5 protein-coding genes are annotated in these 26,954 nt (G+C 72.4%); all 5 read left to right on the forward strand.

The annotated features are described in order from the left end of the window. The first annotated feature begins 2 nt into the window (after window positions 1-2). Genes VF106_RS06525 through VF106_RS06545 form a run of 5 tightly spaced genes read left to right on the forward strand, consistent with a single transcriptional unit; the run spans window position 3 to window position 26,933 of the window. Window positions 3-10,124 carry an SDR family NAD(P)-dependent oxidoreductase gene (locus tag VF106_RS06525; protein ID WP_330838657.1) on the forward strand — a complete coding sequence of 3,374 codons (10,122 nt, stop codon included), beginning with the start codon at window positions 3-5 and terminating at the stop codon, window positions 10,122-10,124. An 11-nt stretch (window positions 10,125-10,135) separates the two neighbouring features. Further along, on the forward strand, window positions 10,136-14,878 hold the full coding sequence (locus VF106_RS06530) for a type I polyketide synthase (RefSeq protein ID WP_330838658.1): 4,743 nt from the start codon (window positions 10,136-10,138) through the stop codon (window positions 14,876-14,878). 3 nt (window positions 14,879-14,881) lie between these two features. Further along, window positions 14,882-25,219, forward strand: coding sequence for an SDR family NAD(P)-dependent oxidoreductase (locus tag VF106_RS06535; protein ID WP_330838659.1), 10,338 nt, complete (start codon window positions 14,882-14,884; stop codon window positions 25,217-25,219). Then, a complete protein-coding gene (locus tag VF106_RS06540; RefSeq protein WP_330838660.1) occupies window positions 25,216-26,133 on the forward strand; it encodes an efflux ABC transporter ATPase subunit, DrrA-related in 918 nt (305 codons plus the stop codon). The genes VF106_RS06535 and VF106_RS06540 overlap by 4 nt, the downstream gene beginning before the upstream one ends. After that, entirely contained in the window at window positions 26,130-26,933 is an 804-nt protein-coding gene (locus VF106_RS06545; RefSeq protein WP_330838661.1) for an ABC transporter permease, read from the forward strand. The genes VF106_RS06540 and VF106_RS06545 overlap by 4 nt, the downstream gene beginning before the upstream one ends. Window positions 26,934-26,954: the final 21 nt, after the last annotated feature.

A 26,954-nucleotide genomic window follows, 5' to 3' on the forward strand; every position in this document is an offset into this window, starting at 1 on the left:
GAATGACCGGCGACGAAAAGCTGCTGAGTTATCTCAAACGGGCCACCACGGATCTCCGTGAGGCACGTCGTCAGTTGCGTGAGGTCGAACAGCGAAATGACGAGCCGATCGCGATCGTGGGAATGGCGTGCCGATATCCGGGCGGCATTTTCTCGCCTGAGGATCTGTGGGCGCTCGTCTCGTCCGGGCGTGACGGAATCAGTGGTTTTCCGGTCGACCGGGGATGGGATCTGGGCCGGCTGTACGACCCGACCCGGGAGCGGCCCGGCACCAGCTATGTGCGGCACGGCGGCTTTCTCCACGACGCGCCGGCGTTCGACGCCGGGTTCTTCGGGGTCAGCCCGCGCGAGGCGCTCACGATCGACCCGCAGCAGCGGCTGCTGCTGGAGATCTCGTGGGAGGCGCTGGAGCGGGCCGGGATCCCACCCACGTCGCTGAAGGGCAGCCAGACCGGGGTGTTCGCGGGCGTGATGTACCACGACTACCCGGGCAACCACCAGGTCGGCAGTGTGGTGTCCGGCCGGGTCGCGTACACGCTCGGGCTGGAAGGACCCGCGGTGAGCGTGGACACGGCGTGCTCGTCGGCGCTGGTCGCGCTGCACTGGGCCATCCAGGCGCTGCGGCGTGGTGACTGCCCGCTGGCGTTGGTCGGCGGGGTCACGGTCATGGCGACGCCGGACACCTTCGTGGACTTCAGCTCCCAGCGCGGACTGGCGCCGGACGGGCGGTGCAAGTCGTTCGCCGACGCGGCCGACGGGACCGGTTGGGGCGAGGGTGTCGGCGTCCTCGTCGTCGAGCGGTTGTCCGACGCGCGCCGCAACGGGCACGACGTGCTGGCGGTCGTGCGGGGTTCCTCGGTGAACTCCGACGGCGCGTCGAGCGGGTTGACCGCGCCGAACGGGCCGTCCCAGCAGCGGGTCATCGAACAGGCGTTGCGGTCGGCCGGACTGTCCGCTGTGGACGTCGATGTCGTTGAGGGGCACGGGACCGGGACCACGTTGGGTGACCCGATCGAGGCGCAGGCGCTGCTGGCGACCTACGGCCAGAACCGCCCCGTGGACCGGCCGCTGTGGTTGGGCTCGATCAAGTCGAACATCGGTCACACGCAGGCCGCCGCGGGGGTGGCCGGTGTGATCAAGATGGTCCTGGCCATGCGGCATCGAGTGCTGCCGGCGACGTTGCACGTCGACAAACCGTCATCCACTGTGGACTGGTCGGCCGGCTCGGTGGAGTTGTTGGCACAGGCTCGGGAGTGGCCGGCGGGTGACCGGCCGCGTCGGGCCGGGGTGTCCTCGTTCGGGATCAGCGGCACCAACGCTCACGTGATCATCGAGGAGGCGCCCGCCGAGGAGCGTGAACCACGTGACGCGCCGACCGGTCAGCGGGCGGTGCCGTTGCTCGTGTCGGCTCGTGGTGCGGATGCCCTGCCGGCCCAGGCATTGCGCCTGCTGTCGCATGTGGACGGAGAGCCGGTGGACGTGGCCTACTCGCTGGCCACCACGCGTTCGTCGCTGGAGCACCGGGCTGTGGTGGTCGGTGCCAGTCCTGACGAACTGCGCCGCGGTCTGCGTGCGCTGGCCGACGGTTCGGCGGCCCCCGGCGTGTTCCTCGGGGTCGCACGGTCGGCCGGGCGCACCGCGTTCCTGTTCTCGGGTCAGGGTGCCCAGCGCGTGGGGATGGGTGCCGAGTTGTCCTCGGCGTTCCCGGTGTTCGCGCGTGCGTTCGACGAGGTGTGCGCGGCACTGGGCGAGTCGGTGTCGGAGGCGCTGAACACCGAGCTGGTTCACCAGACGAAGTACACACAGGCCGGGTTGTTCGCGTTCGAGGTGGCGTTGTACCGGTTGTTGCGGGACTGGGGTGTGCGCCCGGACTTCCTGCTGGGGCACTCCGTCGGTGAGCTGGTCGCGGCGTATGTGGCCGGTGTGTTCTCGCTGGCGGACGCGGCACGGCTGGTGAGCGCGCGGGGCCGGTTGATGCAGGCGTTGCCGCCTGGTGGGGCGATGGTCGCGGTGGCCGCGTCCGAGGAGCAGGTCAGGGCGGCACTGGTCGACGGGGTGGACATCGCGGCGGTCAACGGCCAGGACGCGGTGGTGATCTCGGGGGTCGAGGATGCCGTGTCGGCGGTGGCGGCGCGTTTCGCGAAGTCGAAGCGGTTGCGGGTGTCGCACGCGTTCCATTCGGTGTTGATGGAGCCGATGCTGGCGGAGTTCCGGGCGGTCGCGGAGTCCGTGTCGTATCGGCGGCCGGAGATCCCGGTGGTGTCGAACCTGACGGGGGAGTTGGTCTCCGAGTACAGCGCCGAGTATTGGGTGGAGCACGTTCGTCGTGCGGTGCGGTTCGCTGACGGTATTGGGGCTCTGCGTTCTGCCGGGGTGGCCTCTTTTGTGGAGGTGGGTCCCGATGCGGTGTTGTCGGCGCTGGATGAGGAGTTCGTGGCCACGTCTCGGCGGGGTCGGGACGAGGTCGTGACGGTGACGTCCGCGCTGGCCGAGTTGCATGTGCGTGGTGTCCCGGTCGACTGGCCCGCGTACTTCGCCGGAACCGGCGCGCGTCGCGTCGACCTCCCCACGTATGCCTTCCAACACCAAAGGTTCTGGCTGTCGCCCGCCACGGACTCACTCGTGAGTGCGGCGGTGGAGCTGCCCGAGTCGGGTGGGGTGGTGCTGACCGGCCGGCTGTCCGTGGACACCCGGCCGTGGCTTGCCGATCACATGGTGCTGGGGCAGATGATGTTTCCCGGTACCGGGTTCGTCGAGCTGGCACTGCGGGCGGCCGAGGAGGTGGGCTGTGACCAGGTCGCCGAGCTGACCCTGCAGGCGCCGCTCGTGGTGCCCGAGCACGGTGGGGTCACCGTCCAGGTCACGGTCGAGGGCGACCACCGGTTCACCGTCTACTCGCGACAGGAGGAGGACGAGTGGATCCGGCACGCCACCGGAGTACTCGCCACGGGTGACCAACCGTCCTTCGACCTCACCGAATGGCCACCCGCGCACGCCGAGGAGATCGACCTCGACGGCCTGTACGAGCGGCTGGACTCCGAAGGCTTCCACTACGGTCGAGCGTTTCGCGGTCTGCGCAGGGCGTGGCGGCGGGGCGAGGACATGTTCGCCGAGGTCGCCCTCCCGCAGGAGATGCGCGGCGACGCGGAGTCCTATCGCCTGCATCCGGCATTGCTGGACGCCACACTGCACGCCGCGGCCCTCCTCGACTCGTCCGGTCCAGGGCTTCCCTTCCACTGGAACGGAATCACGCGATGGGGCGGCGGGGTGGCCGAGGTGCGGGTGCGGCTGTCCCGCACCGGCTCCGACGCCGTGACCATCGACCTGGCCGACGTGACCGGAACACCGGTCGCCACCGTGGAGTCCCTGTCGACCCGCCCGGCGTCGGCGGACCGCCTCGGCACCCCGCTCCGCCGTTCACTGTTCCAGTTGGACTGGGTCGCCGTGCCGGCGGCCGAGGCGCGACAGGCGGACGACACCGTCGTCCGGTGGGTGACCGCGGACTCTACTGTGGACACCGCGCGGGCGGCACGGGCGGCCACGCGTCGGCTGCTCGACGAGCTTCAGGACTTTCTGGCGGACGAGCAGTCCTCCGCGCGGCTGGCGGTGGTGACGCGTGGGGCGGTGGCGACGTCCGACGCGGACGACGTCGACCTCACCTCGGCGCCGCTGTGGGGACTGGTCCGGTCCGCGCAGGCCGAGCACCCGGGCCGGATCGTGGTGATCGACGTCGACGACCACGAGGCGTCCCGGCAGGCCGTGCCCCTCGCACTGACGACGGACGAGCCGGAGCTGGCCGTGCGCGAGGGCCGTCTGCTCGCACCCCGGCTCGCACGCACAGCGACATCGGGCCGGGACACGTCCTGGGATCCGGACGGCACCGTGCTGATCACCGGCGGCACCGGCGGGTTGGGTGCGGTGCTGGCCCGACACCTGGTGACCGAGCACGGCGTGCGCAGCCTGGTTCTGGCGAGCCGCCGAGGCCCGGACTCACCCGGCGCCGAGGATCTGGTGCGTGAGCTGACCGAACGCGGCGCCGCGGCGTCGGTGGTCGCCTGCGACGTCGCCGACCGGGACGCGCTCGCCGCCGTCCTGGCCGGCATTCCCGCCACCCACCCGCTGACCGCCGTCATCCACGCCGCCGGCGTGCTGGACGACGGCCTGATCGCCGCGCTGACCGGCGAACGGCTCGACCGGGTGCTGCGCCCGAAGGTCGACGCCGCGTGGCACCTGCACGAACTCACCGCCGGCCACGACCTCGCGGCGTTCGTGCTGTTCTCCTCGGCATCCGGCACCCTCGGCGCGGCCGGGCAGGGCAACTACGCCGCGGCCAACACCTTCCTCGACGCGCTGGCCTCCCACCGGCAGGCACGAGGGCTGCCCGCCGTCTCCCTGGCCTGGGGGCTGTGGGACAACGGCCTAGCCACCGCGTTGAGCGACACCGACGCCCGGCGCATCGGCCGGTCCGGCATCGCCGCGCTGCCCGAACGAGAGGGCCTCGACCTCTTCGACGCCGCCTGCGGCCTGGACCGGGCCGTGCTGTACCCCATGCGGTTCGACCCCGCCGCCGTGCGGGACCACGACGTGCCGGCAGTCCTCCGTGGACTCGTCCGCGCCACCCGGCCGACCCCGACCCGCACCGGTGACCGGGCACTCGCCGACCGCCTGACCGGTATGTCCACATCGGATCGCGAACGGCATCTCCTGGACCTGGTGCGTGCCCACATCGCGATCGTGCTCGGACACACCGCCGGGGACGCCGTCGAGGCGGACCGGCCGTTCACCGACCTGGGCTTCGACTCGCTGTCGGCACTCGAACTCCGTAACCGGCTCTGCACGGTGACCGGGACGCGGCTGCCGGCGACGCTGGTCTTCGACCACCCCACGGCGGTCGCGGTGGCCCGCCTCATCGACACCGAGCTGACCGGCACCGGGACCGGGACCGGCACCGGGACCGGCACCGGGACCGGGACCGGGACCGGGACCGGGACCGGCACCGGGACCGGCCCGGCCACGGCGGTCCCGGTGGTCAGGGAGAACGAGGACGATCCCATCGCCATCATCGGCATGAGCTGCCGCTACCCCGGTGGCGTCACGTCGCCGGAGGCGTTGTGGGAGCTGGTGATCGACGGTGCCGACGGCATCGGTCCGTTCCCCGGCGACCGCGGCTGGGACCTTTCCGCGTTGTACGACCCCGACAGCGGCCGGGTGGGCACCAGCTACGTGCGCGAGGGCGGCTTCCTGCGTGACGCCGACCGGTTCGACCCGGCCTTCTTCCGGATCGGCCCGCGTGAGGCACTGGCCATGGACCCGCAACAGCGGGTGTTCCTCGAGGCGTCCTGGGAGCTGTTCGAGCGGGCCGGGATCGACCCGACGACCGTCCGCGGCAGCCAGACCGGCGTCTTCGCCGGGGTGATGTACCACGACTGGGGCCGGCAGACCCAGGTGCCGGAGGACATCGCCGGCTACCTCGCGAACGGAAGCATGGGCAGCGTGGTGTCCGGCCGGGTCGCGTACACCTTCGGTCTGGAAGGGCCCGCGGTCACCGTGGACACGGCGTGCTCGTCGTCGCTGGTGGCCTTGCACTGGGCCGCCCAGGCCCTGCGTCGTGGCGAGTGCACGCTGGCCATTGCCGGCGGGGTCACCGTGATGGCCACGCCTGACTCCTTTGTGGACTTCAGCCGGCAGCGTGGGTTGGCGCCGGACGGGCGGTGCAAGTCGTTCGCCGAGGCCGCCGACGGCACCAGCTGGGGTGAGGGCGTCGGGGTTCTGCTGCTGGAGCGGCTGTCCGACGCGCGCCGCAACGGCCACGAGGTGCTGGCAGTGGTAAGGGGTTCCGCGGTCAACCAGGACGGCGCGTCCAACGGGCTGACCGCCCCCAACGGGCCGTCACAGCAGCGGGTGATCACCCAGGCGTTGCGGTCCGCCGGACTGTCGCATGTGGACGTGGACGTCGTGGAGGGACACGGGACCGGAACCACGCTAGGTGACCCGATCGAGGCGCAGGCCCTCCTGGCCACCTACGGCCAGGAGCGGGAGCGGCCGCTGCTGCTCGGGTCCATCAAGTCGAACATCGGTCACACACAGGCCGCGGCTGGCGTCGCGGGTGTGATCAAGATGGTCCTCGCCATGCGGCACGGGATGGTGCCGGCCACGCTCCACGCGGACACACCGTCGTCGAAGGTGGACTGGTCGGCCGGCTCGGTCGAGTTGCTGACCGAGACCCGGGACTGGCCGACGCGTGACCGGCCGCGTCGGGCTGCCGTGTCCTCGTTCGGGATCAGCGGCACCAACGCCCACGTGATCCTCGAACAGGCCCCCGCGACCCCGGCACCCTCGCCCCGTGAGGAGACCGTCGCGGTCCAACCGTGGATCCTGTCCGGACAGAGCACCGAAGCACTGCGAGACCAGGCGGTCCGGCTACGGTCCCACCTCGACCGGCACGCGTCGCTCGAACCAGTGGACGTGGCCTACTCGCTCGCCACCACTCGTGCCGCGCTGGAACACCGCGCCGCGGTCGTCGGCGCCGGCCGCGACGAACTGATCGGCGGGCTCACCGCCATCGCCGAGGGCGACGGCATCCACGGCCAGGCAACCGAACAGCAACTCGCGTTCCTGTTCTCCGGTCAGGGTTCCCAACGCCCGGGGATGGGTGCCGAGCTGTCCTCGGCGTTCCCGGTGTTCGCGCGTGCGTTCGACGAGGTGTGTGCCGCGCTGGGTGAATCGGTGCGGGATGCGTTGGGTAGCGAACTCGTCCATCAGACGAGGTATACGCAGGCCGGTCTGTTCGCGTTCGAGGTGGCGTTGTTCCGGTTGCTGGAGTCATGGGGTGTCGCGCCGCGATATGTGGCTGGGCATTCGATTGGTGAGTTGGTCGCGGCGTATGTGGCCGGTGTGTTCTCGCTGGCGGATGCGGCGCGGCTGGTGAGCGCGCGGGGTCGGTTGATGCAGGCGCTGCCCGCTGCCGGGGCGATGGTCGCCATCGCCGCCACCGAGGACGACGTGCTGCCGTTGCTGGGTGATGGCGTCGACCTCGCCGCGGTCAACGGACCCAGCTCGGTCGTGATCTCGGGGGTCGAGGACGCCGTGTCGGCGGTGGCGGCCCGGTTCACGAAGACGAAGCGGTTGCGGGTGTCGCACGCGTTCCACTCTGGACTGATGGAGCCGATGCTGGCGGAGTTCCGGTCGGTCGCGGAGTCGGTGGCCTACCACCGGCCCACCATCCCCGTGGTGTCCAACGTGACCGGAGAGCTGGTCACCGAGTACAGCGCCGAGTACTGGGTGGAGCACGTTCGTCGGACGGTGCGGTTCGCCGACGGGATTCAGGCTCTGCGTTCTGCCGGGGTGGCCTCTTTTGTGGAGGTGGGTCCCGATGCGGTGTTGTCGGCGCTGGATGAGGAGTTCGTGCCCTCGTGCCGGCGGGGTCGGGACGAGGTCGTGATGGTGACGTCCGCGCTGGCTGAGTTGCACGTGCGTGGTGTCCCCGTCGACTGGGCCGCGTTCTACGCCGCCCGCGACGCCCGACGAGTCGACCTGCCCACGTATGCCTTCCAGCACCAACGGTTCTGGCTGTCACCGGCGCCGGAGCCGTTGGTGGACACGGCAGTCGAGCTGCCGGAGACCGGCGGCGCGGTCCTGACCGGTCGCCTCTCCACCACCACCCACCCCTGGCTCGCGGACCACGTGGTCCTGGGCCAGGTGTTGTTGCCAGGCACAGGATTCGTGGAGCTGGCGCTGCGTGCCGCCGCCGAGGTCGGCTGCGACCAGGTCGCCGAACTGACCCTGCAAGCACCACTCGTGCTGCCCGAGCACGGTGCCGTCACCGTGCAGGTCCTGGTGGACGGCGACCACCGCCTGTCGATCCATTCCCGACACGACGACCACGAGTGGACCCGTCACGCCACCGGAGTGCTCGCCGCCGGCGACCAACCATCGTTCGACCTCACCGAATGGCCACCCCCACACGCCGACGAAGTCGACCTCGACGGCTGCTACCACACGCTCTCCGACCGGGGCTACGACTACGGTCCCGCGTTCCGGGGACTGCGCCGGGCCTGGCGCCGAGGTGAGGAGATCTTCGCCGAGGTGCAGGCGTCCGACGTGGACGGTGGTCCGTTCGGGCTGCACCCGGCATTGCTGGACGCCGCGTTGCATCCTCTCCTCCTGACGGGGGACGGCCCACCGGTGGTCCCGTTCCTGTGGAGCGGGGTGACACTCCTGTCCGCCGGCGCGTCCTCGTTGCGGGTGCGGATCACGCCTGCCGGGCCGGAGGCGCTCGCCCTGGAGATCGCCGACACCGCGGGCAAACCACTCGCCACGATCGACTCGCTGCTGGCCCGACCCATCAGCCATGAGCACCTCGCCCAGAACCACATGTACCGCGTGGTGTGGGACTCCGTGACCGGTGCTCCGACGCGTGCCCGGGACGTCGACGTCCTCACCGTGCCGCCCGGCGACCACGACGTCCCGGGTTCGGTCCGCTCGGTGCTCGGCGAGGTAGCCGACCGGGTACGGACGTGGCTCACCGACGAACGCCACACGGACTCCCGGCTGGCCGTCGTGACCACCAACGCCGTCCAGGTGCGGGACGCGCATGACATCAACCTCGCCCACGCGCCGGTGTGGGGCCTCGTCAGAGCAGCGGAAGCGGAGAACCCCGGCCGGTTCGTACTGGTCGATGTGGACGGTCAGGAGCCGGCACCGAACCGGGTGCGCGAGGCCGCGGCCAGTGGAGAGCCCGAACTGGCCATCCGGAACGGGGAACTGCTGGCGCCCCGGCTCGTCCGCACGGTGGCACCGGCCAGGGACAGCTCATGGAATCCGGCCGGCACCGTGCTGATCACCGGCGGCACAGGCGGACTGGGCGCGGTACTGGCTCGCAACCTGGTGTCGACGCACGGCGTGCGGCGGTTGCTGCTCACGAGCCGGAGCGGGCCGAACGCGGCGAGCGCAAGGGAACTCCAGCAGGAGCTGACCGGGCTCGGCGCCGAGGTGCGAATCACCAGCTGCGACATCGCCGACGGTGCCGCGATGGCCGCGTTGCTCGCCACGATCCCACCCGAGCACCCGCTGACCGCCGTCGTGCACGCGGCCGGCGTGGTGGACAACGGCGTCGTCGAGTCACTCAGCCCGGACCAGTGGGACCGTGTGCTGCGCCCCAAGGTGGACGGTGGCTGGCACCTGCACGAGCTGACCGCGGGCCACGACCTCGCGGCGTTCGTGATGTTGTCCTCCGCCGCCGGGGTCGTGCTCGGCGCGGGACAGGCCAACTACGCCGCCGCCAACACGTTCCTCGACGCGCTCGCCACCCACCGACACTGGTTGGGGCTGCCGGCGGTGGCCTTGGCCTACGGCGCCTGGGCGGAGGACGGCGGCATGGCCGGCCTGCTCGACGAGGCAGCACTGCGTCGCCTGGACCGGCTCGGGCTACCCCCGCTGTCCACCGAGGAAGGTCTTGCCCTGTTCGACGCGGCGCTCGGCCTCGACGAACCGGCGCTCGTGCCAGTGAAGATCAACCTGCCGGCCTTGCGGGCCCGAGGCGGTGAGACACCGGCCGTGCTGCGCGGACTGGTCCGGCCGCCCCGACGCCCCGGCCCGGCCCCCGAACGTCCACAGGAGACACTGGCGGTCCGGCTGGCCGCGCTTCCCGAGTCCGAACGGGACGGTCTGGTACTCGAACTGGTGTCCCACCATGTCGCCGCGGTGCTGGGACACGCGTCCCCGGCCGCCGTCCAGCCGAGGCGAGCGTTCCAGGAGATGGGCTTCGACTCGCTGGCCGCGGTCGAGCTGCGCAACCGGCTCGGTGCGGCGGCCGAGGTGAGCCTGCCGGCCACGGTGGTGTTCGACCACCCGACGCCGGCGGCGCTGGCCGCCCACCTGCTGACACTGATCGATCCAGGGCAGACCGATCCCGCAGGGCCGCTGCTGGCCGAACTGGACCGCCTCGAAACAACCCTGACCGCGGCGGGGCCACGAGACGACCGTGGCGCGGCGAAGATCACCGCCCGGCTGCAGGCCCTCCTCCGCGCGTGGCAGCGGGCCGGCGGCGAAACGGGTAGCGACCTCGCGAGCGCCACCGACGAGGAGCTTTTCCACGTGCTGGACGAAGAACTGGGCATCTCGTGAACGGGCGGGCGATGGCGGACGACGACAGACTGCGCGACTACCTCAAGCGTGCGACGGCGGACCTTCGGCAGGCCAAGCGCCGGGTGCGGGAACTCGAGGCCGAACCGATCGCGATCATCGGGATGAGCTGCCGGTACCCGGGCGGGATCGACTCGCCGGAAGCACTCTGGCGGTTCGTCGACGAAGGCCGCGACGCGATCGGCGAGTTCCCGGCCGACCGCGGCTGGGACGTCGAGGCGCTGTACGACCCCGAACCCGACCAGCCGGGCAAGACCTACGTCCGGCGCGGCGGGTTCCTGTACGACGCGGCCGAGTTCGACGCGTCCTTCTTCGGGATCAGCCCGAACGAGGCACGCCGGGCCGACCCACAGCAGCGGCTTCTCCTCGAAGCCTCCTGGGAGGCCATCGAACGCGCGGGTCTGGACCCCGAGTCCCTGCACGGCAGCCCCACCGGAGTCTTCGCCGGCCTGATGTACCACGACTACGGCGGAGGCGGCAGCCCCGGCGGGAGCCTGGTCTCCGGCCAGGTCGCCTACAGCCTCGGACTGGAGGGCCCGGCCGTCACAGTCGACACGGCGTGCTCCTCCTCGCTGGTCGCGATGCACCTGGCGACGCGTGCCCTGCGTGCCGGCGACTGCACGCTGGCCCTCGCCGGCGGTGTCGCCGTGATGGGCACACCGGAGCTGTTCGTCGACTTCAGCCGCCAGCGTGGACTCGCGCCGGACGGGCGCTGCAAGTCGTTCTCCGACGACGCCGACGGAACGGCGTGGTCCGAGGGCGTCGGCGTGCTCGTGCTGGAACGGCTGTCCGACGCGGAACGCAACGGGCACCGGATACTCGCCGTCGTGCGTGGCTCCGCGGTGAACTCCGACGGCGCCAGCAACGGCATCACCGCACCCAACGGCCCGTCCCAGGTCCGGGTGATCGAACAGGCGCTCGCCACGGCCGGCCTCACACCGTCCGATGTGGACGCCGTGGACGCACACGGCACCGGCACCGCGCTCGGCGACCCGATCGAGGCACAGGCCCTGCTGTCCACCTACGGCCGGCGCACGGCGGACCACCCGCTCTGGCTGGGCTCGATCAAGTCGAACCTGGGTCACCCACAGGCCGCGGCAGGTGTCGCCGGCGTGATCAAGATGGTGCAGGCCGTCCAGCACGGCACGCTACCCAGGACACTGCATGTGGACCGGCCCACGAGCAAGGTGGACTGGTCGGCCGGTGCGGTACGGCTCCTGACCGAGGCGCGGGACTGGCCGGAGGTCGACCGGCCGCGCCGGGCCGCCGTGTCCTCGTTCGGGATCAGCGGCACCAACGCACACGTGATCATCGAGCAGGCGCCGGCGCGGCCCGCGAGCGAGGCGGACCGGCCGGACACCGCCGTTCCGCTCGTGCTGTCCGCGAAAAGCCCCGAAGCGCTGCGGGAGTCCGCGGCCCGCCTCGCGGAACGGTGTGACGGGCAGCCGGTCGACATGGCGTTCTCCCTGGCCACCAGCCGGTCGACCTTCGCGCACCGGGCGGTCGTGATCGGCCGGGACCCCGCTGAGCTGCGCACCCGCCTGCGAAGCCTGGCCGAGGGGGACACCGCGCCCGGTGTGGTGACCGGCCTGGCCGATCTCCGCGGCCGAACGGCGTTCGTCTTCCCCGGCCAGGGGTCCCAGTGGGCTGGGATGGCCACCGCGCTGCGGACCGAGTCCACCGTGTTCGCCGAAAGCCTCGCCGACTGCGAGAAAGCTCTGGCGCCCTTTGTGGACTGGTCGCTCGCCGCGGTACTGCGGGAGGCGCCCGACGTGCTGTCCGTGGACGTCATACAACCGGTGCTGTGGGCGATGATGGTGTCGCTGGCGGCACACTGGTGTGCCCACGGCGTTCATCCGGACGCGGTGATCGGGCACTCCCAGGGGGAGATCGCCGCCGCGTGCGTCGCGGGTGTGCTGTCGCTCGACGACGGCGCGCGGGTCGTCGCCCTGCGCAGCAAGGCGATCCGCGAGGTGCTCGGCGGCCGGGGCGGCGGCATGCTGGCCGTGGGGCTGCCGGCAGACCGGGTGGCCGGGCGGCTGCCCACGGGTGTCTCGATCGCGGCCGACAACGGCGCCCGCTCGGTCGTGGTGTCCGGCGACGGCGACGCACTCGACGACCTGGCCACACTGCTCGCCGCCGAGGACGTTCGAGTCAAGCGGGTGCCGGTGGACTACGCCTCGCACTCGGCCCATGTGGACGACCTGCGCGACCGCTTGCTCGTCGACCTGGCGCCGATCATGCCCCGCGACGGTGCGGTGCCGATGCTGTCGTCGGTGACCGGCGCCTGGGTGTCCGGCGGCGAGATGGACGCCCGGTACTGGTTCGAGAACCTCCGGCGGACCGTCCGGTTCGCACCCGTCGTCCGGGACCTGACGGCCCGGGGCTACGCGGCGTTCGTCGAGGTGAGCCCACATCCCGTCGTGGCCATGAGCATCCAGGAGACGCTGGACGAGGCCGGGCACGAGGCGGTGGTCGTCGGGACCCTGCGTCGCGACGAAGGCGGCATGGACCGGTTCGTCGCCTCGGCCGCCGAGCTGCACGTGCGGGGTGTCTCCCCGGACTGGACGGCCTTCTGCGCCGGCGGCACGCTGGTCGACCTGCCCACCTATCCCTTCCAGCGCAAGCGGTTCTGGCTCGACCGCCCACCCGAGGCCGTTGTCGGGGACCCGGCGGACCGGGACTTCTGGGCGGACGTCGAGCGCGGGGACGTCGAGGCGCTGGCGAGGCGGCTGGGTGTTGACGACGCGCCGTTGCGGGAGATCGTGCCCGCGCTGTCGACCTGGCGCGGCGAGCGGACCCGGATGACCACTGTGGACTCCTGGCGGTACCGGGTGACCTGGGTGCCGCTGACCGGCGTGCCGGCGGGCCGGCTGACCGGCACCTGGCTGGTCGCCATGCCACCGAACTCGACCGCGGCCGTCACGGTCGCGGCGGGTCTCGCCGAGCGTGGCGCCGACGTGCACCTGGTCGAGGTGGACGGCACGGACCGGGCCGAACTCACGGACACCCTGCGCGACCTGTCCTCGGGTCTCACCGGCGTGGTTTCCCTGCTGGCACTGGACGAACGCGCCCAGTCCGAGACCGACTCACCAGCCATCGCCGGCACGGTCACCCTTGTGCAGGCGGCACACGACGCCGGGATCAGCGCGCCGCTCTGGTGCGTCACCCGCGGCGCGGTCGCGGTCGATCGGTTCGAGGACGTCGACCCGATCTCCGGCTCGCTGTGGGGGACGGGCACCGTGCTCGCGCTCGACCACCCGGACACCTGGGGCGGCATGGTCGACCTGGCCGATGCCACCGACCCCGGCACACTCGATCGCCTGTGCGCTCTGCTGTCCGGGGTGGACGGTGAGGACCAGGTGGCGGTCCGGCCCTCCGGCGTGTTCGCCCGGCGCATGGTGCGTGCCGCGGCCCGGTCGCACACTCCCTGGCGACCGCGCGGTACCGTGCTGGTCACCGGCGGCACGGGCGCGGTCGGCGCCCACGTCGCACGCTGGCTGGCCAGGGCCGGGGCCGAACACATCCTGCTGACCAGCCGCAGTGGCCGGGACGCGCTCGGGGCCGACGAACTGGCGGCAGAGTTGGCCGACGCCGGTGCCCGAGTGACGATCGAGTCCTGCGACATGTCCGACGCGGCGGCGCTGCGCCGCGTCCTCGACACGGTCCCGCCCGAACTGCCACTGACAGCGGTCGTGCATGCCGCGGGTGAGCTGCCCGACGGGAAACCGCTGACCGAGACCACGATGGCGGAGTTCGCGGCCGCCACACGGGCCAAGGTCACCGGTGCGGCACACCTCGATCGCCTGCTTGCCGAGACACCACTGGACGCCTTCGTGCTGTTCTCCTCGGGCGCCTCGGTGTGGGGCACGGCGGGCCGGGCGGCCTACGCCACCGCCAACGCCTACCTGGACGCCCTCGCCCAGCACCGCCGGGCCCGGGGACTGACCGCCACCGCGATCGCCTGGGGCGCATGGGGTGGCGGCGGCATGGCCGGCGGCGAGGCGGGCGCGGCCCTGCGCAGGCTCGGACTGTCCGACATGGACCCGGCACTCGCCGTCGAGGCACTCGGTCAGGCACTCGCGAACGACGAGAGCCACCTCGTGGTGGCGGACATCGAATGGGCCCGGTTCACGCCGGTGTACACGCTCGCCAGGACCCGCCCGTTGCTGCGGGCACTACCCGAGGCCGTCCCGCCTGCCGAGGAGACCGAAACGCTCTTGGCCAGCGGAATCACGGCCCAGCTCGCCGAGCTGACCGAGGCCGAGCAGCGCCGTCTCCTGCTGGACCTGGTGCGCACGCACGTCGCCGCCGTGCTCGGCTACGACGAGGCCGCCGCGGTCGAGACAGGCCGTGCGTTCAAGGAGCTCGGGTTCGACTCGGTGACCGCCGTCGACCTGCGCAACCGGCTCGCCACGGCGACCGGGCTGAAACTGGTGGCCACGGTGGTGTTCGACCACGCCACCGCCACCGCCCTCGCCGGGCACCTGTGGACCCGGCTCTGCGCGGACGCGGACACCGCCGTGCCGCTCGCCGCCGAGCTGGACCGGCTGCACGCCCGCCTTTCCGCGCTGCCGCGGGCGGAGATCGAGAGCGGCAGGGTGGCCGCCCGGCTGCGTGCCCTGCTGTCCACAGTGGACGAGAGGCTCGGGACGACGACGGTGACCGACCAGCTGCGAACGGCCTCGGCCGAGGATCTCTTCAACCTGATCGACAACGAGCTGACCAGAGGCTGAATGATGGCGAACGAAGAAAAGCTCGTCGAGTACCTCCGGCGCGTCACCGCGGATCTGCACCAGACCCGGGAGCGGCTGCGCGAGGCCGAGCAACGCGATGATGAGCCGGTCGCCATCGTGGCGATGGGCTGCCGCTACCCCGGCGGCGTCCGCACACCCGAGGACCTGTGGGACCTGGTGGCCGGCGAGGTGGACGCGGTCGGTCCGTTCCCGACCAACCGCGGCTGGGACATCGACACGCGCTTCGACGCCGACCCGGACAACCCCGGCACCACGTTCGTGCGTGAGGGTGGGTTCCTGCACGACGCGGGGGAGTTCGACGCCGCGTTCTTCCACGTCTCGCCACGCGAGGCGCTGACCATGGACCCCCAGCAGCGGCTGGTGCTGGAGCTGGCCTGGGAGACCTTCGAGCGGGCCGGGATCGCGCCGCACACCATGCGCGAGAAGCAGGTCGGGGTGTTCATCGGCAGCGGGGGACAGGACTACTACGACGACCTGCCGCCCTCTGTCGCGTCCGGGGTGGTCGAGGACTACCTCAGCACGGGCAACGCCGGCTCGGTCATCTCCGGCCGCGTGGCCTACGCGCTCGGCCTCGAGGGACCGGCGGTCACCATCGACTCGGCGTGCTCATCCTCGCTCGTCGCGCTCCACCTGGCCGTCCAGGCCGTGCGGCGGGGCGAGTGCGCGATGGCTCTCGCCGGCGGCGTGATGGTGATGTCGCGGCCGGGCCCGTTCCTGGCGTTCCACCGCCAGCGCGGCCTCGCGTCCGACGGCCGGTGCAAGGCGTTCTCCTCGGCGGCGGACGGCACCGGCTGGGCCGAGGGCGCCGGCACGGTCCTCGTCGAGCGGCTCTCCGACGCCCGGCGCAACGGCCACCCGGTGCTCGCGGTCGTGCGCGGCTCCGCGATCAACTCCGACGGCGCGTCCAACGGCCTGACCGCCCCGAACGGCCTGTCGCAGCAGCGCGTGATCTGGCATGCCCTCGCCGACGCCGGGCTCGCCGCTGCCGAGGTCGACGCCGTCGAAGGGCACGGGACCGGCACCACGCTCGGCGACCCGATCGAGGCGTCCGCTCTCATCGCCACCTACGGCCAGGAACGTGACCGTCCACTGTGGCTCGGCTCGTTCAAGTCGAACATCGGTCACGCCCAGGCCGCCGCCGGGATCGGCGGTGTGATCAAGATGGTGCAGGCCATCCGGCACGGCCTGCTGCCCAAAACGCTGCACGTGACCGAACCGACCACGGAGGTCGACTGGACGGCCGGCGACGTCCGGCTGCTGACCGACGCCCGGCCCTGGCCGGAAACCGGCCATCCGCGCCGCGCCGGGGTGTCCTCGTTCGGCGTCAGCGGCACCAACGCGCACGTGATCATCGAACAGGCCGAACCGGCGCCGGTCGACCCCGCCGGGGAACCGGACTGGTCATGCACTGTCCCGCTGCCGATCGCCGCCAAGGATCCGCGTGCGTTACGTGCGCTGGCCGGTGACCTCAAGTCCGCTGTGGACGGATCGGTGCTCGATCTCGGTTACTCGCTCGCCACGACCCGGTCGCCGCTACCGGAACGGGCGGTGGTGCTGGCGGACGGTCCCGAGTCCGCCGCCGTGGGACTGGACACGCTCCACGCCGGTGTCGACGATCCGAGCGTGCTGCTCGGGTCCGCCGCCGAGGGGCTGACCGCGTTCCTGTTCTCCGGCCAGGGTTCGCAGCGCGCCGGCATGGGCCAGGAGTTGTGCGCCGCGTTCCCGGTCTTCGCCGAGGCGTTCGACGCCGTGTGCGCCCGGTTCGACGGCCGGCTCGACCGTCCACTCAAGGCAGTCTGCTTCGGTGAGCCCGCGCTGTTGGACCGCACCGCCTACGCGCAGCCGGCGCTGTTCGCCGTCGAGGTCGCGTTGTTCCGGTTGCTGGAGTCCTGGGGCGTGCGGCCGGACCTGCTGCTGGGCCACTCCATCGGCGAACTCGTCGCCGCACACGTCGCCGGCGTGCTGTCGCTGGACGACGCCTGCACCCTCGTCGCCGCCCGCGCCACGCTGATGGACGCGCTGCCGGACGGCGGGGCGATGGTCGCCGTACAGGCCACCGAGGAGGACGTGCGCCCGCTGCTGGGTGAACGGGTCGACATCGCCGCGGTCAACGGCCCCACGTCGGTCGTGCTGTCCGGCGACGAGGACGCCGTGCTCGCGCTCGCGGCCCGCTTCCCGAAGGCCACGCGGCTGCGGGTCTCGCACGCCTTCCACTCGCACCGCATGGACGACATGCTCGCCGAGTTCGAGCGCGTCGCGAAGGAACTGACCTACCACGAGCCCAGCGTTCCCATTCTGTCCAATGTGACCGGTGGACCCGCTCGGGGCCTGTGCGGCGCCGAGTACTGGGTCCGGCACGTTCGTGAGGCGGTGCGCTTCCACGATGGACTGACGGCGCTGCACGAGGCCGGGGCGACCCGGTTCGTCGAGGTCGGTCCTGGCGCCGTGCTGGCCGGGCTGACCCGCCAGTACCTCGCGGACGGACCGACCGTGGTTTCCTTGCTTCCCAAGGAGAGGCCCGAACCCCGGTCGGTGATCACCGCGCTGGCGCGGCTGTATGTCAGCGGTGTCGACCCGGACTGGGCCGGCGTGTTCGCGGGACGGGGTGCTCGCCGCGTGCCGCTGCCGACCTACCCGTTCCAGCGCCGGACCTACTGGCTGCCGCGTCAGCCGGGACAGGACGGGGTGCGTGCCGCCGGCCTGGACTCCGCCGGACATCCGTTGCTGGGCGCGGCCGTCACGCTGGCCGAGTCCGATCACGTCGTGCTCACCGGCCGGCTCTCGGTCGCGCAGCAGCCATGGCTCGCCGACCACCGGCTCGGCGACACGGTGGTGGTGCCGGGAACCGCGTTCGTCGAGCTGGCGATCCAGGCCGGCATGCAGGCCGGCTGTCCCCGCCTGCACGAGCTGACCCTGGCGAGCCCACTCGTCCTGCCCGAGCACAGCGGGGTGCGGGTGCAGGTCACGGTGGGTGCCGCGGACTCCGCCGGTGGGCGTGCGGTCACCGTGCACTCGAAGCCGGAGGACGACCCGGACGCCGAGTGGACCCGACACGCGACCGCGTCCGTGGTGAGCGGGTCGGGCCGGGCCGGGATCGACCTCGCCGAGTGGCCGCCGCCCGGCGCCGAGCCGGTTCCGGTGGACGGGCTGTACGAGGAGTTCGCCGACACCGGCCTGACCTACGGCCCCGCTTTCCGTGCGCTGCGAGCGGTGTGGCGGCGCGGCGGTGACGACAATGCCGAGATCTTCGCCGAGGTGCGCCTGCCGGACGACGTACCGCACGAGGCCGACCGGTTCGGCCTGCACCCGGCGGCTCTGGACGCCGCCACCCACGCCCTGCGTGTTGGCGCGGGCGGCGTCGGACGCGTGCCGTTCACCTGGTCCGGTGTGGAGCTGCGAGCCGGCGGGGCGGCGGCGCTGCGGGTGCGGCTGGCCCCGTCCGGTGCCGACGGCTACACGCTCGACCTCGCCGACGCCGCCGGCGCCCCGGTGGCCTCCATCGAGTCGGCGGTGTTCCGCCCGTTCACACCCCCGGCGGGAGTCGCCGCGCCGCTGTACCGGCTGGAGTGGCGTCCCATCCCGGCCGGGCCGGCGGACCCCGCGCCCGCGGACGTGCTGACCTGCCCGGGCGGCACCGACTCCGCCGCGGTCCGGGCGGCCACGCACCAGGTGCTGGACGCGATGCAGACCCGGTTGTCGACCGACACCACGACCCGACTCGTGATCGTGACCCGTGGCGCGGTCGGCGAGCACGTGACCGACCTCGCCGGGGCGGCCGTGTGGGGCCTGGTGCGCTCGGCACAGACCGAGCACCCCGACCGGTTCGTGCTGCTGGACATCAACGAGGACACCGACGAGGACACCGACGTGGCCGCGGTGTTGCCCGCGGTGCTCGCCTCAGGCGAACCGCAGGTCGTGGTGCGTGGCGGTGTCCCGCACGCCGCCCGGCTCGCCCGGTACGCCGCCGCGGAGCCGGCCCCGGCTCTCGATCCCGAGGGCACCGTGCTGATCACCGGCGCGTCCGGCGCGCTCGGCGGTGTGCTGGCCCGGCACCTGGTGACCGCCCACGGCGTCAGGAACCTGCTGCTGCTCAGCCGCGGTGGACGCAGGAGCGTCGACAGGCTCGCCCGTGAGCTGACCCGGCTCGGCGCGAAGGTCCGCGCCACGGCCTGTGACGTGGCCAACCGCTACGCGCTGGCCAGGGCGCTGTCCGCGATCCCGGCCCGGCACCCGCTGACCGCCGTGGTGCACGCCGCGGGTGTCCTGGACGACGGCGTGCTGACCGCGCTCACCCCCGAACGGCTCGACACCGTGCTGTGCCCCAAGGTCGACGGCGCGCTGAACCTGCACGAGCTGACCCGCGACGCCGACCTCGCCGCGTTCGTGCTGTTCTCCTCGGTCTCCGGCGTGCTCGGTGCACCGGGACAGGGCAACTACGCCGCGGCCAACGCCTTCCTCGACGCCCTCGCCACGCACCGGCGCGGCCTCGGCTTGCCCGCCCTGTCCGTCGCGTGGGGACTGTGGGGCGAGGCCGGCGGGATGGGCGGCCGGCTGGACGAGGCCGACGTCGCCCGCATCGCCGCCACCGGCCTCGTGCCGCTGACCACCGAGGAGGGCCTGGCCCGGTTCGACGCCGCGCTCGGCTCGCCGGAACCCGTCGTGGTCGGCGTCCGTGTCGACGCGGGCGCGCTACGAAAGGACCCCGCCGGCGTGCCCCGGCCACTGCTCGCGCTCGCCGGCACCACACCGTCCCGCGTCCCGGAGCCTGCCAGCGGGTTCCTGGCCGGCGTGCCGGAGGCGGAGCGTCGGGCCGCCGTGCTGGACGTGGTGCGCACGCACGCCGCGGCGGTGCTGGGCTACGGCTCGGCCGAGGAGATCGGTCCGGCCGTGGAGTTCCAGCAACTCGGCTTCGACTCGCTGACCGCGGTCGAGCTGCGCAACCGGCTCGGCGCCGCCACCGGGCTCCGACTGCCGACCACCACGATCTTCGACTACCCGACCTCGGCGGCGCTCGCCGACCACGTGCTCGCCGAACTGGCCGGCACCGCCAATGCAGAGCCCGTGGTCCGGGCCACCGGTGGCGACGAGCCGATCGCGATCGTGGGCATGGCCTGCCGCCTGCCCGGCGGTGTCCGCTCGCCCGAGGATCTCTGGCGGCTGGTCGCCGACGGGACCGACGCGATCGGCGAGTTCCCCACCGACCGCGGCTGGGACGTGGCCGGGATGTTCGACGCGACCGGCACGCGGCCGGGCACCACCTACGTCCGCGAGGGCGGGTTCCTGTACGACGCTGGCGAGTTCGACCCCGCCTTCTTCGGCGTCTCGCCCAAGGAGGCACCGCTGATCGACCCGCAGCAGCGGCTGCTGCTGGAGACCTCCTGGGAGGCGCTGGAACGGGCCGGGATCGACCCGCTGTCGTTGAAGGGCAGCCCGACCGCGGTGTACGCCGGCGTGCAGTACCACGACTACGTCGCCGCCAGCAGCGCCGGATCGATCGTCACCGGGCGCGTGGCGTACAGCCTCGGCCTGGAGGGACCGGCCGTCAGCGTGGACACCGCGTGCTCCTCCTCGCTGGTGGCCATCCACTGGGCGGCCAACGCGTTGCGGCAGGGCGACTGCACGCTCGCGCTCGCCGGCGGGGTGACCGTGATGGCCACCCCGGAGACGTTCGTGGAGTTCAGCCGACAGCGCGGTCTCGCCCCGGACGGCCGCTGCAAGGCGTTCTCCGCCGACGCCGACGGGACCGCGTGGTCCGAGGGCGTCGGGATGGTCGTCCTCGAACGGCTGTCGGACGCGCGGCGCAACGGGCACCGGGTGCTCGCGGTGCTGCGGGGCAGCGCGATCAACCAGGACGGCACCTCGAACGGCCTCACCGCGCCGAACGGACCCGCCCAACAGCGGGTGATCCGGCAGGCACTGGCCAACGCGGGCCTCGACGTGTCCGATGTGGACGCCGTGGAGGCACACGGCACCGGCACGAGGCTCGGTGACCCGATCGAGGCGCAGGCGCTCATGGCCACCTACGGTCAGGCCGATCGTCCACTGTGGATCGGTTCGCTCAAGTCCAACCTCGGTCACACCCAGGCCGCGGCCGGCGTCGCCGGCGTGATCAAGATGGTGCAGGCCATGCGCCACGGCGAGCTGCCGCGCACCCTGCACGTCGACCAGCCGTCGACCGAGACCGACTGGTCGGCCGGCACCGTGCGGCTACTGACGGAGGCGCGGCCCTGGCCGGACACCGGCCACCCGCGCCGCGCCGGGGTGTCCTCGTTCGGCGTCAGCGGCACCAACGCACACGTGGTGCTGGAGTTGCCGGCGCAGACCGAACCGGAACCCGACCCCGAGCCTGCCGGCGGCCCTGTCCCGTGGCTGATCTCCGGACGCGGCCGGGCGGCCCTCGCCGCCCAGGCCGAACGGCTGATGTCCTACATGGACGACGAACCCCACGGGCTCGAGGACGTCGGTGTCTCGCTGGCGACGTCCCGGGCGCGGCTCGAACACCGTGCGATCGTGATCGGCGCCCGCTGGCCGGAGATGCTGCGTGGGCTGGCGGCCCTGGTCGACGGCGAGGACGTGCCCGGTCTGGTGACGGGCGTCGCTCGGACCGGCGGGCGGACCGCGTTCCTGTTCTCCGGTCAGGGCGCGCAACGGGTCGGCATGGGAACCGAGCTGTACCAGCGGTATCCCGCGTTCGCCTTGGCGTTCGACGAGGTGTGCGCCGAGCTGGACCGCCACCTCGACAGACCGATCCGTGAGGTGATCGGCGGGGCCGAGCTGGACCAGACCCAGTACACCCAGCCGGCGCTGTTCGCCGTCGAGGTGGCGTTGTTCCGGTTGCTGGCGTCCTGGCGCGTCGTGCCCGACTTCCTTGCCGGCCACTCGATCGGTGAGCTGGCCGCGGCCCACGTCGCCGGTGTGCTGTCCCTTTCGGACGCGTGTGTGCTGGTGGCGGCGCGGGGCCGGTTGATACAGGCGTTGCCCGCCGGTGGGGCCATGGTGGCGATCGCCGCGGGCGAGAACGAGGTTCGGCCGTTGTTGGACGGGCGTGTGGACGTCGCCGCGGTGAACGGTCCGGAGTCGGTGGTGGTCTCCGGCGACGAGGACGCGGTGCTCGCGGTCGCCGCCCGTTTCGTGAGGACGAAGCGGTTGCGGGTGTCGCACGCGTTCCACTCCCCACTGATGGAGCCGATGCTCGCCGAGTTCCGTGCCGTGGCGTCGGGTTTGACCTACCACGCCCCACACATCCCGATCGTGTCCACAGTGACCGGTGACCGGTCCGCGGAGCTGACCTCGCCGGAGTACTGGGTCCGCCACGTCCGTGCGGCGGTCCGCTTCCACGACGCGGTCGAGGACCTCGACGGCGAGGGCGTGACCCGGTTCGTCGAGGTGGGCCCGGACGCGACGCTGACCGCGCTGGCGCAGGAGTGCCTGGCCGAGCGGGCGGGCGCCGCCGTGCTGACCCCGGTGCTGCGCAAGGACGTGCCTGAGGACCGCGCGCTGCTGACCGCGCTCGCCCGGCTGCACGTCGACGGCGCGTCGCCGGACTGGGACGCGGTGCTCGCCGGGAGCGGCGGGCGGATCGTGGACCTGCCCACCTACGCGTTCCAGCGCCAGCGGTACTGGCTGGAGAGCGCCGGCCCGGGCGCCGCCGCCGAGCACCCGCTGCTCGGCGCGGCTACCGAACTCGCCGACGCCGGCGGACTGCTGTTCACTGGCCGGTTCTCCGTCGGAACACACCCGTGGCTCGCCGACCACGTCGTCGGTGGCGCGGCACTGTTCCCCGGCACCGGGTTCGTGGAGATGGCCGTTCGTGCCGGCGACCAGGTGGGCTGTCCGCGTGTCGAGGAGCTGACCATCGAGGCGCCGCTGGTCCTGCCCCCGCGTGACGGGGTGCGGGTGCAGCTCGCGGTGAGCGCGCCGGACGAGCACGGCACCCGCCGCTTCACCGTGCACTCGCACGTCGAGGGCACAGCCCCGTGGATCCGGCACGCGACCGGCGTGCTGGCCCCCGGCCCTCAGCGGAACACGCCGTTCGACCTGACCGAGTGGCCGCCCGCCGGCGCTGAAACCGTGTCGCTGGACGGCATGTACGCCGACCTCGCCGAGGAAGGACTGCGTTACGGACCGGCCTTCCGCGGGATGCGGACACTGTGGACACGGGCCGGGGAGACCTTCGCCGAGGTGGACCTGCCGCAGGAGGCACGGGCGGACGTGGACGGGTTCGGCATCCATCCCGCGCTCCTGGACGCCGCGCTCCACGCGATCGGGCTCAGCGGCGCCGCCGGCGAGGAGCGGGCGCTGCCGTTCTCCTGGGAAGGCGTGGAACTGCACGCCCACGGCGCGACCGGGCTGCGTGTGCACGTCCGGCCCACCGGGGTCGGGGTGGTCGCGCTGGATGTCGCCGACGCGACCGGACGGCCGGTCGTGTCGGTCGACTCACTGGTGCTGCGGCCGATGTCCGCGGTGACCCGGCCGGCCACCGCCCCGGCCGCCACCGACGCGTTGTTCCGGGTCGACTGGCAGCAGTCCGACATGGACGCTGAGAAACCCGCCGGTGAGTGGGCCGTGCTAGGGGACCGCTGGGGGCTGGCCGAAACGCTCGGCGCCCGGGTCGTCCACGAGGTCGAGCCGGGCGACACGCTGGTCGTGCCGACCGGCGGCCCGGTACGCGAGGAGATCCACCGGGTGCTCGACATCCTGCGGTCCTGGCTCGCCGACGAACGGTTCGCCGAAAGCCGGCTGGTCGTCGTGACCAGAGGAGCGGTCTCGTGCGCCGGCGAGGACCCGCGTGACCTCGCCGGGGCGGCGGTGTCCGGGCTGGTGCGTTCGGCCCAGGCCGAGCACCCGGACCGCATCACCCTGGTCGATCTGGATCCCGACGACCCAACGCCGGCCCTCCTGCCGGCCGTGGTGCGCTCCGGTGAGCCGCACGCCGCGCTGCGGGCGGGCGTCGTCCGGGTGCCGCGGCTGGTCCGAGTCCCGCCCACTCCCGCTGCGGCGCCGTGGGAACCGGACGGCACCGTGCTCATCACCGGCGGCACCGGAGCGCTCGGCAGCTCGGTCGCCCGCCACCTCGCCGGCCAGCACGGCGTGCGGCACGTGCTGCTGGCGAGCCGGCGGGGCGCCGACGCACCGGGCGCGGCCGCGCTGCGCGACGAGCTGGTCGAGCTGGGTGCTTCGGTGTCACTGGTGGCCTGCGACCTGGCCGACCGGGACGCGGTCGCCGCGATGCTGGCGGCGATCCCGCGGGACCGGCCGTTGCGCGCGGTGGTGCACGCCGCCGGGGTGCTCGACGACGGGGTGATCACCTCGCTGACCCCGGACCGGGTCGACGCCGTGCTGCGATCCAAAGTGGACGCCGCGCTGAACCTGCACGAGCTGACCGCCGGTGCCGAACTGTCCGCGTTCGTGCTGTTCTCCTCGGCCGCCGGTGTGCTCGGCGCGCCAGGCCAGGGTGCCTACGCGGCCGCGAACGCGTTCCTCGACGCGTTGGCAGGGCACCGGCGGGCCGCCGGACTGGTCGGGACCTCCCTGGCCTGGGGTATGTGGGCGGGCGACGGGATGGCCGGCGCGCTCGGCGCCGCCGACACCAAGCGGATCGCCGACACCGGCGTCGGCGCGCTGTCCACCGGTGAGGGCCTCGGACTGCTCGACGCGGCGTCCGGTCGCGGCGACGCGCTGCTGGTGCCGATCCGGCTGGACATCAGGACCATGGAGGCCCTCGAGGCCGGCGGTGACCTGCACCCGCTGTTCCGCGCGCTGGTCCGAACCGCCGCACGCCGGGCGGACCAGGAGGAGTCCGGGTCGCTGCTGGAGCGACTGACCGGTCTGCCGCCGCGTCGCCGGGTGCCGGCGCTGCTCGACCTGGTACGTACCCAGGCCGCCGCCCTGCTGGGCTTCGCGGGTCCGGACGAGATCGAGCCGGACCGGTCGTTCAGCGAGGTGGGCTTCGACTCGCTGTCGGCCATGGGCCTGCGCAACAAGCTGACCCTGCTCACCGGCCTGAAGCTGCCGGCGAGCCTGATCTTCGACTACCCGAGTCCCCGGGTGCTCGCCGACCACCTCGCCGCCGAGCTGTTCCCGGCGAGCGAGGACGGCGGCGCCGAGGAGGTCGCAGGCGAGGACGAGATGCGTGCCGCCATCGGGTCGATCCCGCTGTCACGACTGCGGGAGGCGGGGCTGCTGGACCACCTGCTCGAACTGGCCGGTGTGCACGCGACCCCACTGTCCGATTCGGACGGTGAAGAAGAGGAACGGGAGTCGATCGACTCGATGGACCCCGACGAACTGATCAAGATGGCGATTGGTGGTGTTTCATGACTGGCTGTGCGATTGAGGCGTCGGGGGTGCGCAAGTCCTTCGGCGACACGGTGGTCCTGGCCGGGGTGGACCTGCGTGTCGAGCGCGGGACCGTGCTGGCGCTGCTCGGCCCGAACGGTGCCGGCAAGACCACGCTGGTGCGGATCCTGAGCACGCTGCTCACCGCGGACGGCGGCACCGTGCAGGTCGACGGGCACGACGTCGCCCGCGACCCCAGGGCGGTCCGGGGTGCGATCGGCCTCACCGGACAGGACACGGCGGTCGACGAGCTGCTGACCGGGCGGGAGAACCTGGTGATGATGGCCAGGCTGTTCCACCTGGGCAAGGCTGAGGCGCGGCAACGCGCCGAGGGGCTGCTCGACCAGTTCGATCTGGTGGAGCCGGCGGACCGCCAGGTCCGCACCTACTCGGGTGGCATGCGGCGCCGGCTGGACATCGCGGCCAGCCTGATCACCGCGCCGCCGGTGCTGTTCCTGGACGAACCGACGACCGGGCTCGACCCGACCAGCCGGACGGCCATGTGGGAGCTCATCCGCAAACTGGTCGCGGACGGCACCACCATCCTGCTCACCACGCAGTACCTCGACGAGGCCGACAGCCTCGCCAACCGGGTCGCGGTCATCAACGGCGGGCGGATCGTGGCCGAGGGCGCCCCGGACGAGCTCAAGCAGCAGGTCGGCAGCGAACGGCTGACGCTGACCTTCACCGACGAGATCGACGTGCGCCGCGCCGGCGAGCTGTTGGGCGGCGACGTCGACGACGTCACCCTCAGCCTCCCGATCGGCGCGGTCGACGACGTACGTGCGGTGCTCGAACGCACCGCGCAGGCCGGCATCCCGGTCCACAGCATGGCCATCACCCAGCCCACGCTCGACGACGTGTTCCGCACCCTGACCTCCGGAGAAACCCGATGACCCAGACCCTCGCACCGCGGACCGGAACGCGGTCCGCTCCCGTGCTCGCGCTGAACGACTGCCTGGTGCTGATCGGCCGCAACCTGCGGCACGTCCTGCGCAACCCGGACCAGGTCATCCAGGTCCTCGCCCTGCCGGTGATCCTGCTGCTGCTGTTCCGCTACCTGTTCGGTGGCGCCATCAACACCGGTGACGTCGTCTACGTGAACTACCTCATCGCCGGGCTCCTGGTGATCAGCGTCGCGTTCAACTCCACGTCGACCGCCGTCGGCGTGGCGGCCGACCTGCAGAACGGCATCGTCGAACGGTTCCGGTCCATGCCGATGCTCGGCCAGGCCGTCCTGATCGGACACATGGTCGCCGGCGTGCTGCGAAACCTGCTGTCCACGGTGATTCTCGTCGGTCTGGGCCTCGTGGTCGGCTTCCGCCCCACCGCGGGCATCGGCGGATGGCTGGGTGCGCTCGGCCTGCTGCTGCTGTTCATGGTCGGGATCTCCTGGCTGGCGGTCCTGTTGGGCATCGTGGCCGGCAGCGTCGAAGGGGCGAGCGGCCTCAGCATGATCATGGTTTTCCTGCCCTACGCCAGCAGCGCCCTGGTGCCCGCGGACAGCATGCCGGCGGGACTGCGGTTCTTCGTCGAGAACCAGCCGGTGACCCCGGTCATCGACGCGGTCCGCGCACTGCTCCTCGACCTGCCGGTCGGCGACAGCGCCTGGATCGCCCTGGCCTGGTGGCTGGCCTTCACCGCGCTCGCCGCGACACTGGCCGCCCGCACCTTCCGCCGCCGCTCATCCCGCTGACCGGGTCCAGACTCGCAGTTC

It is taken from the genome of Actinophytocola sp. (genome assembly GCF_036378875.1).
Classification (GTDB): Bacteria; Actinomycetota; Actinomycetes; order Mycobacteriales; family Pseudonocardiaceae; genus Actinophytocola.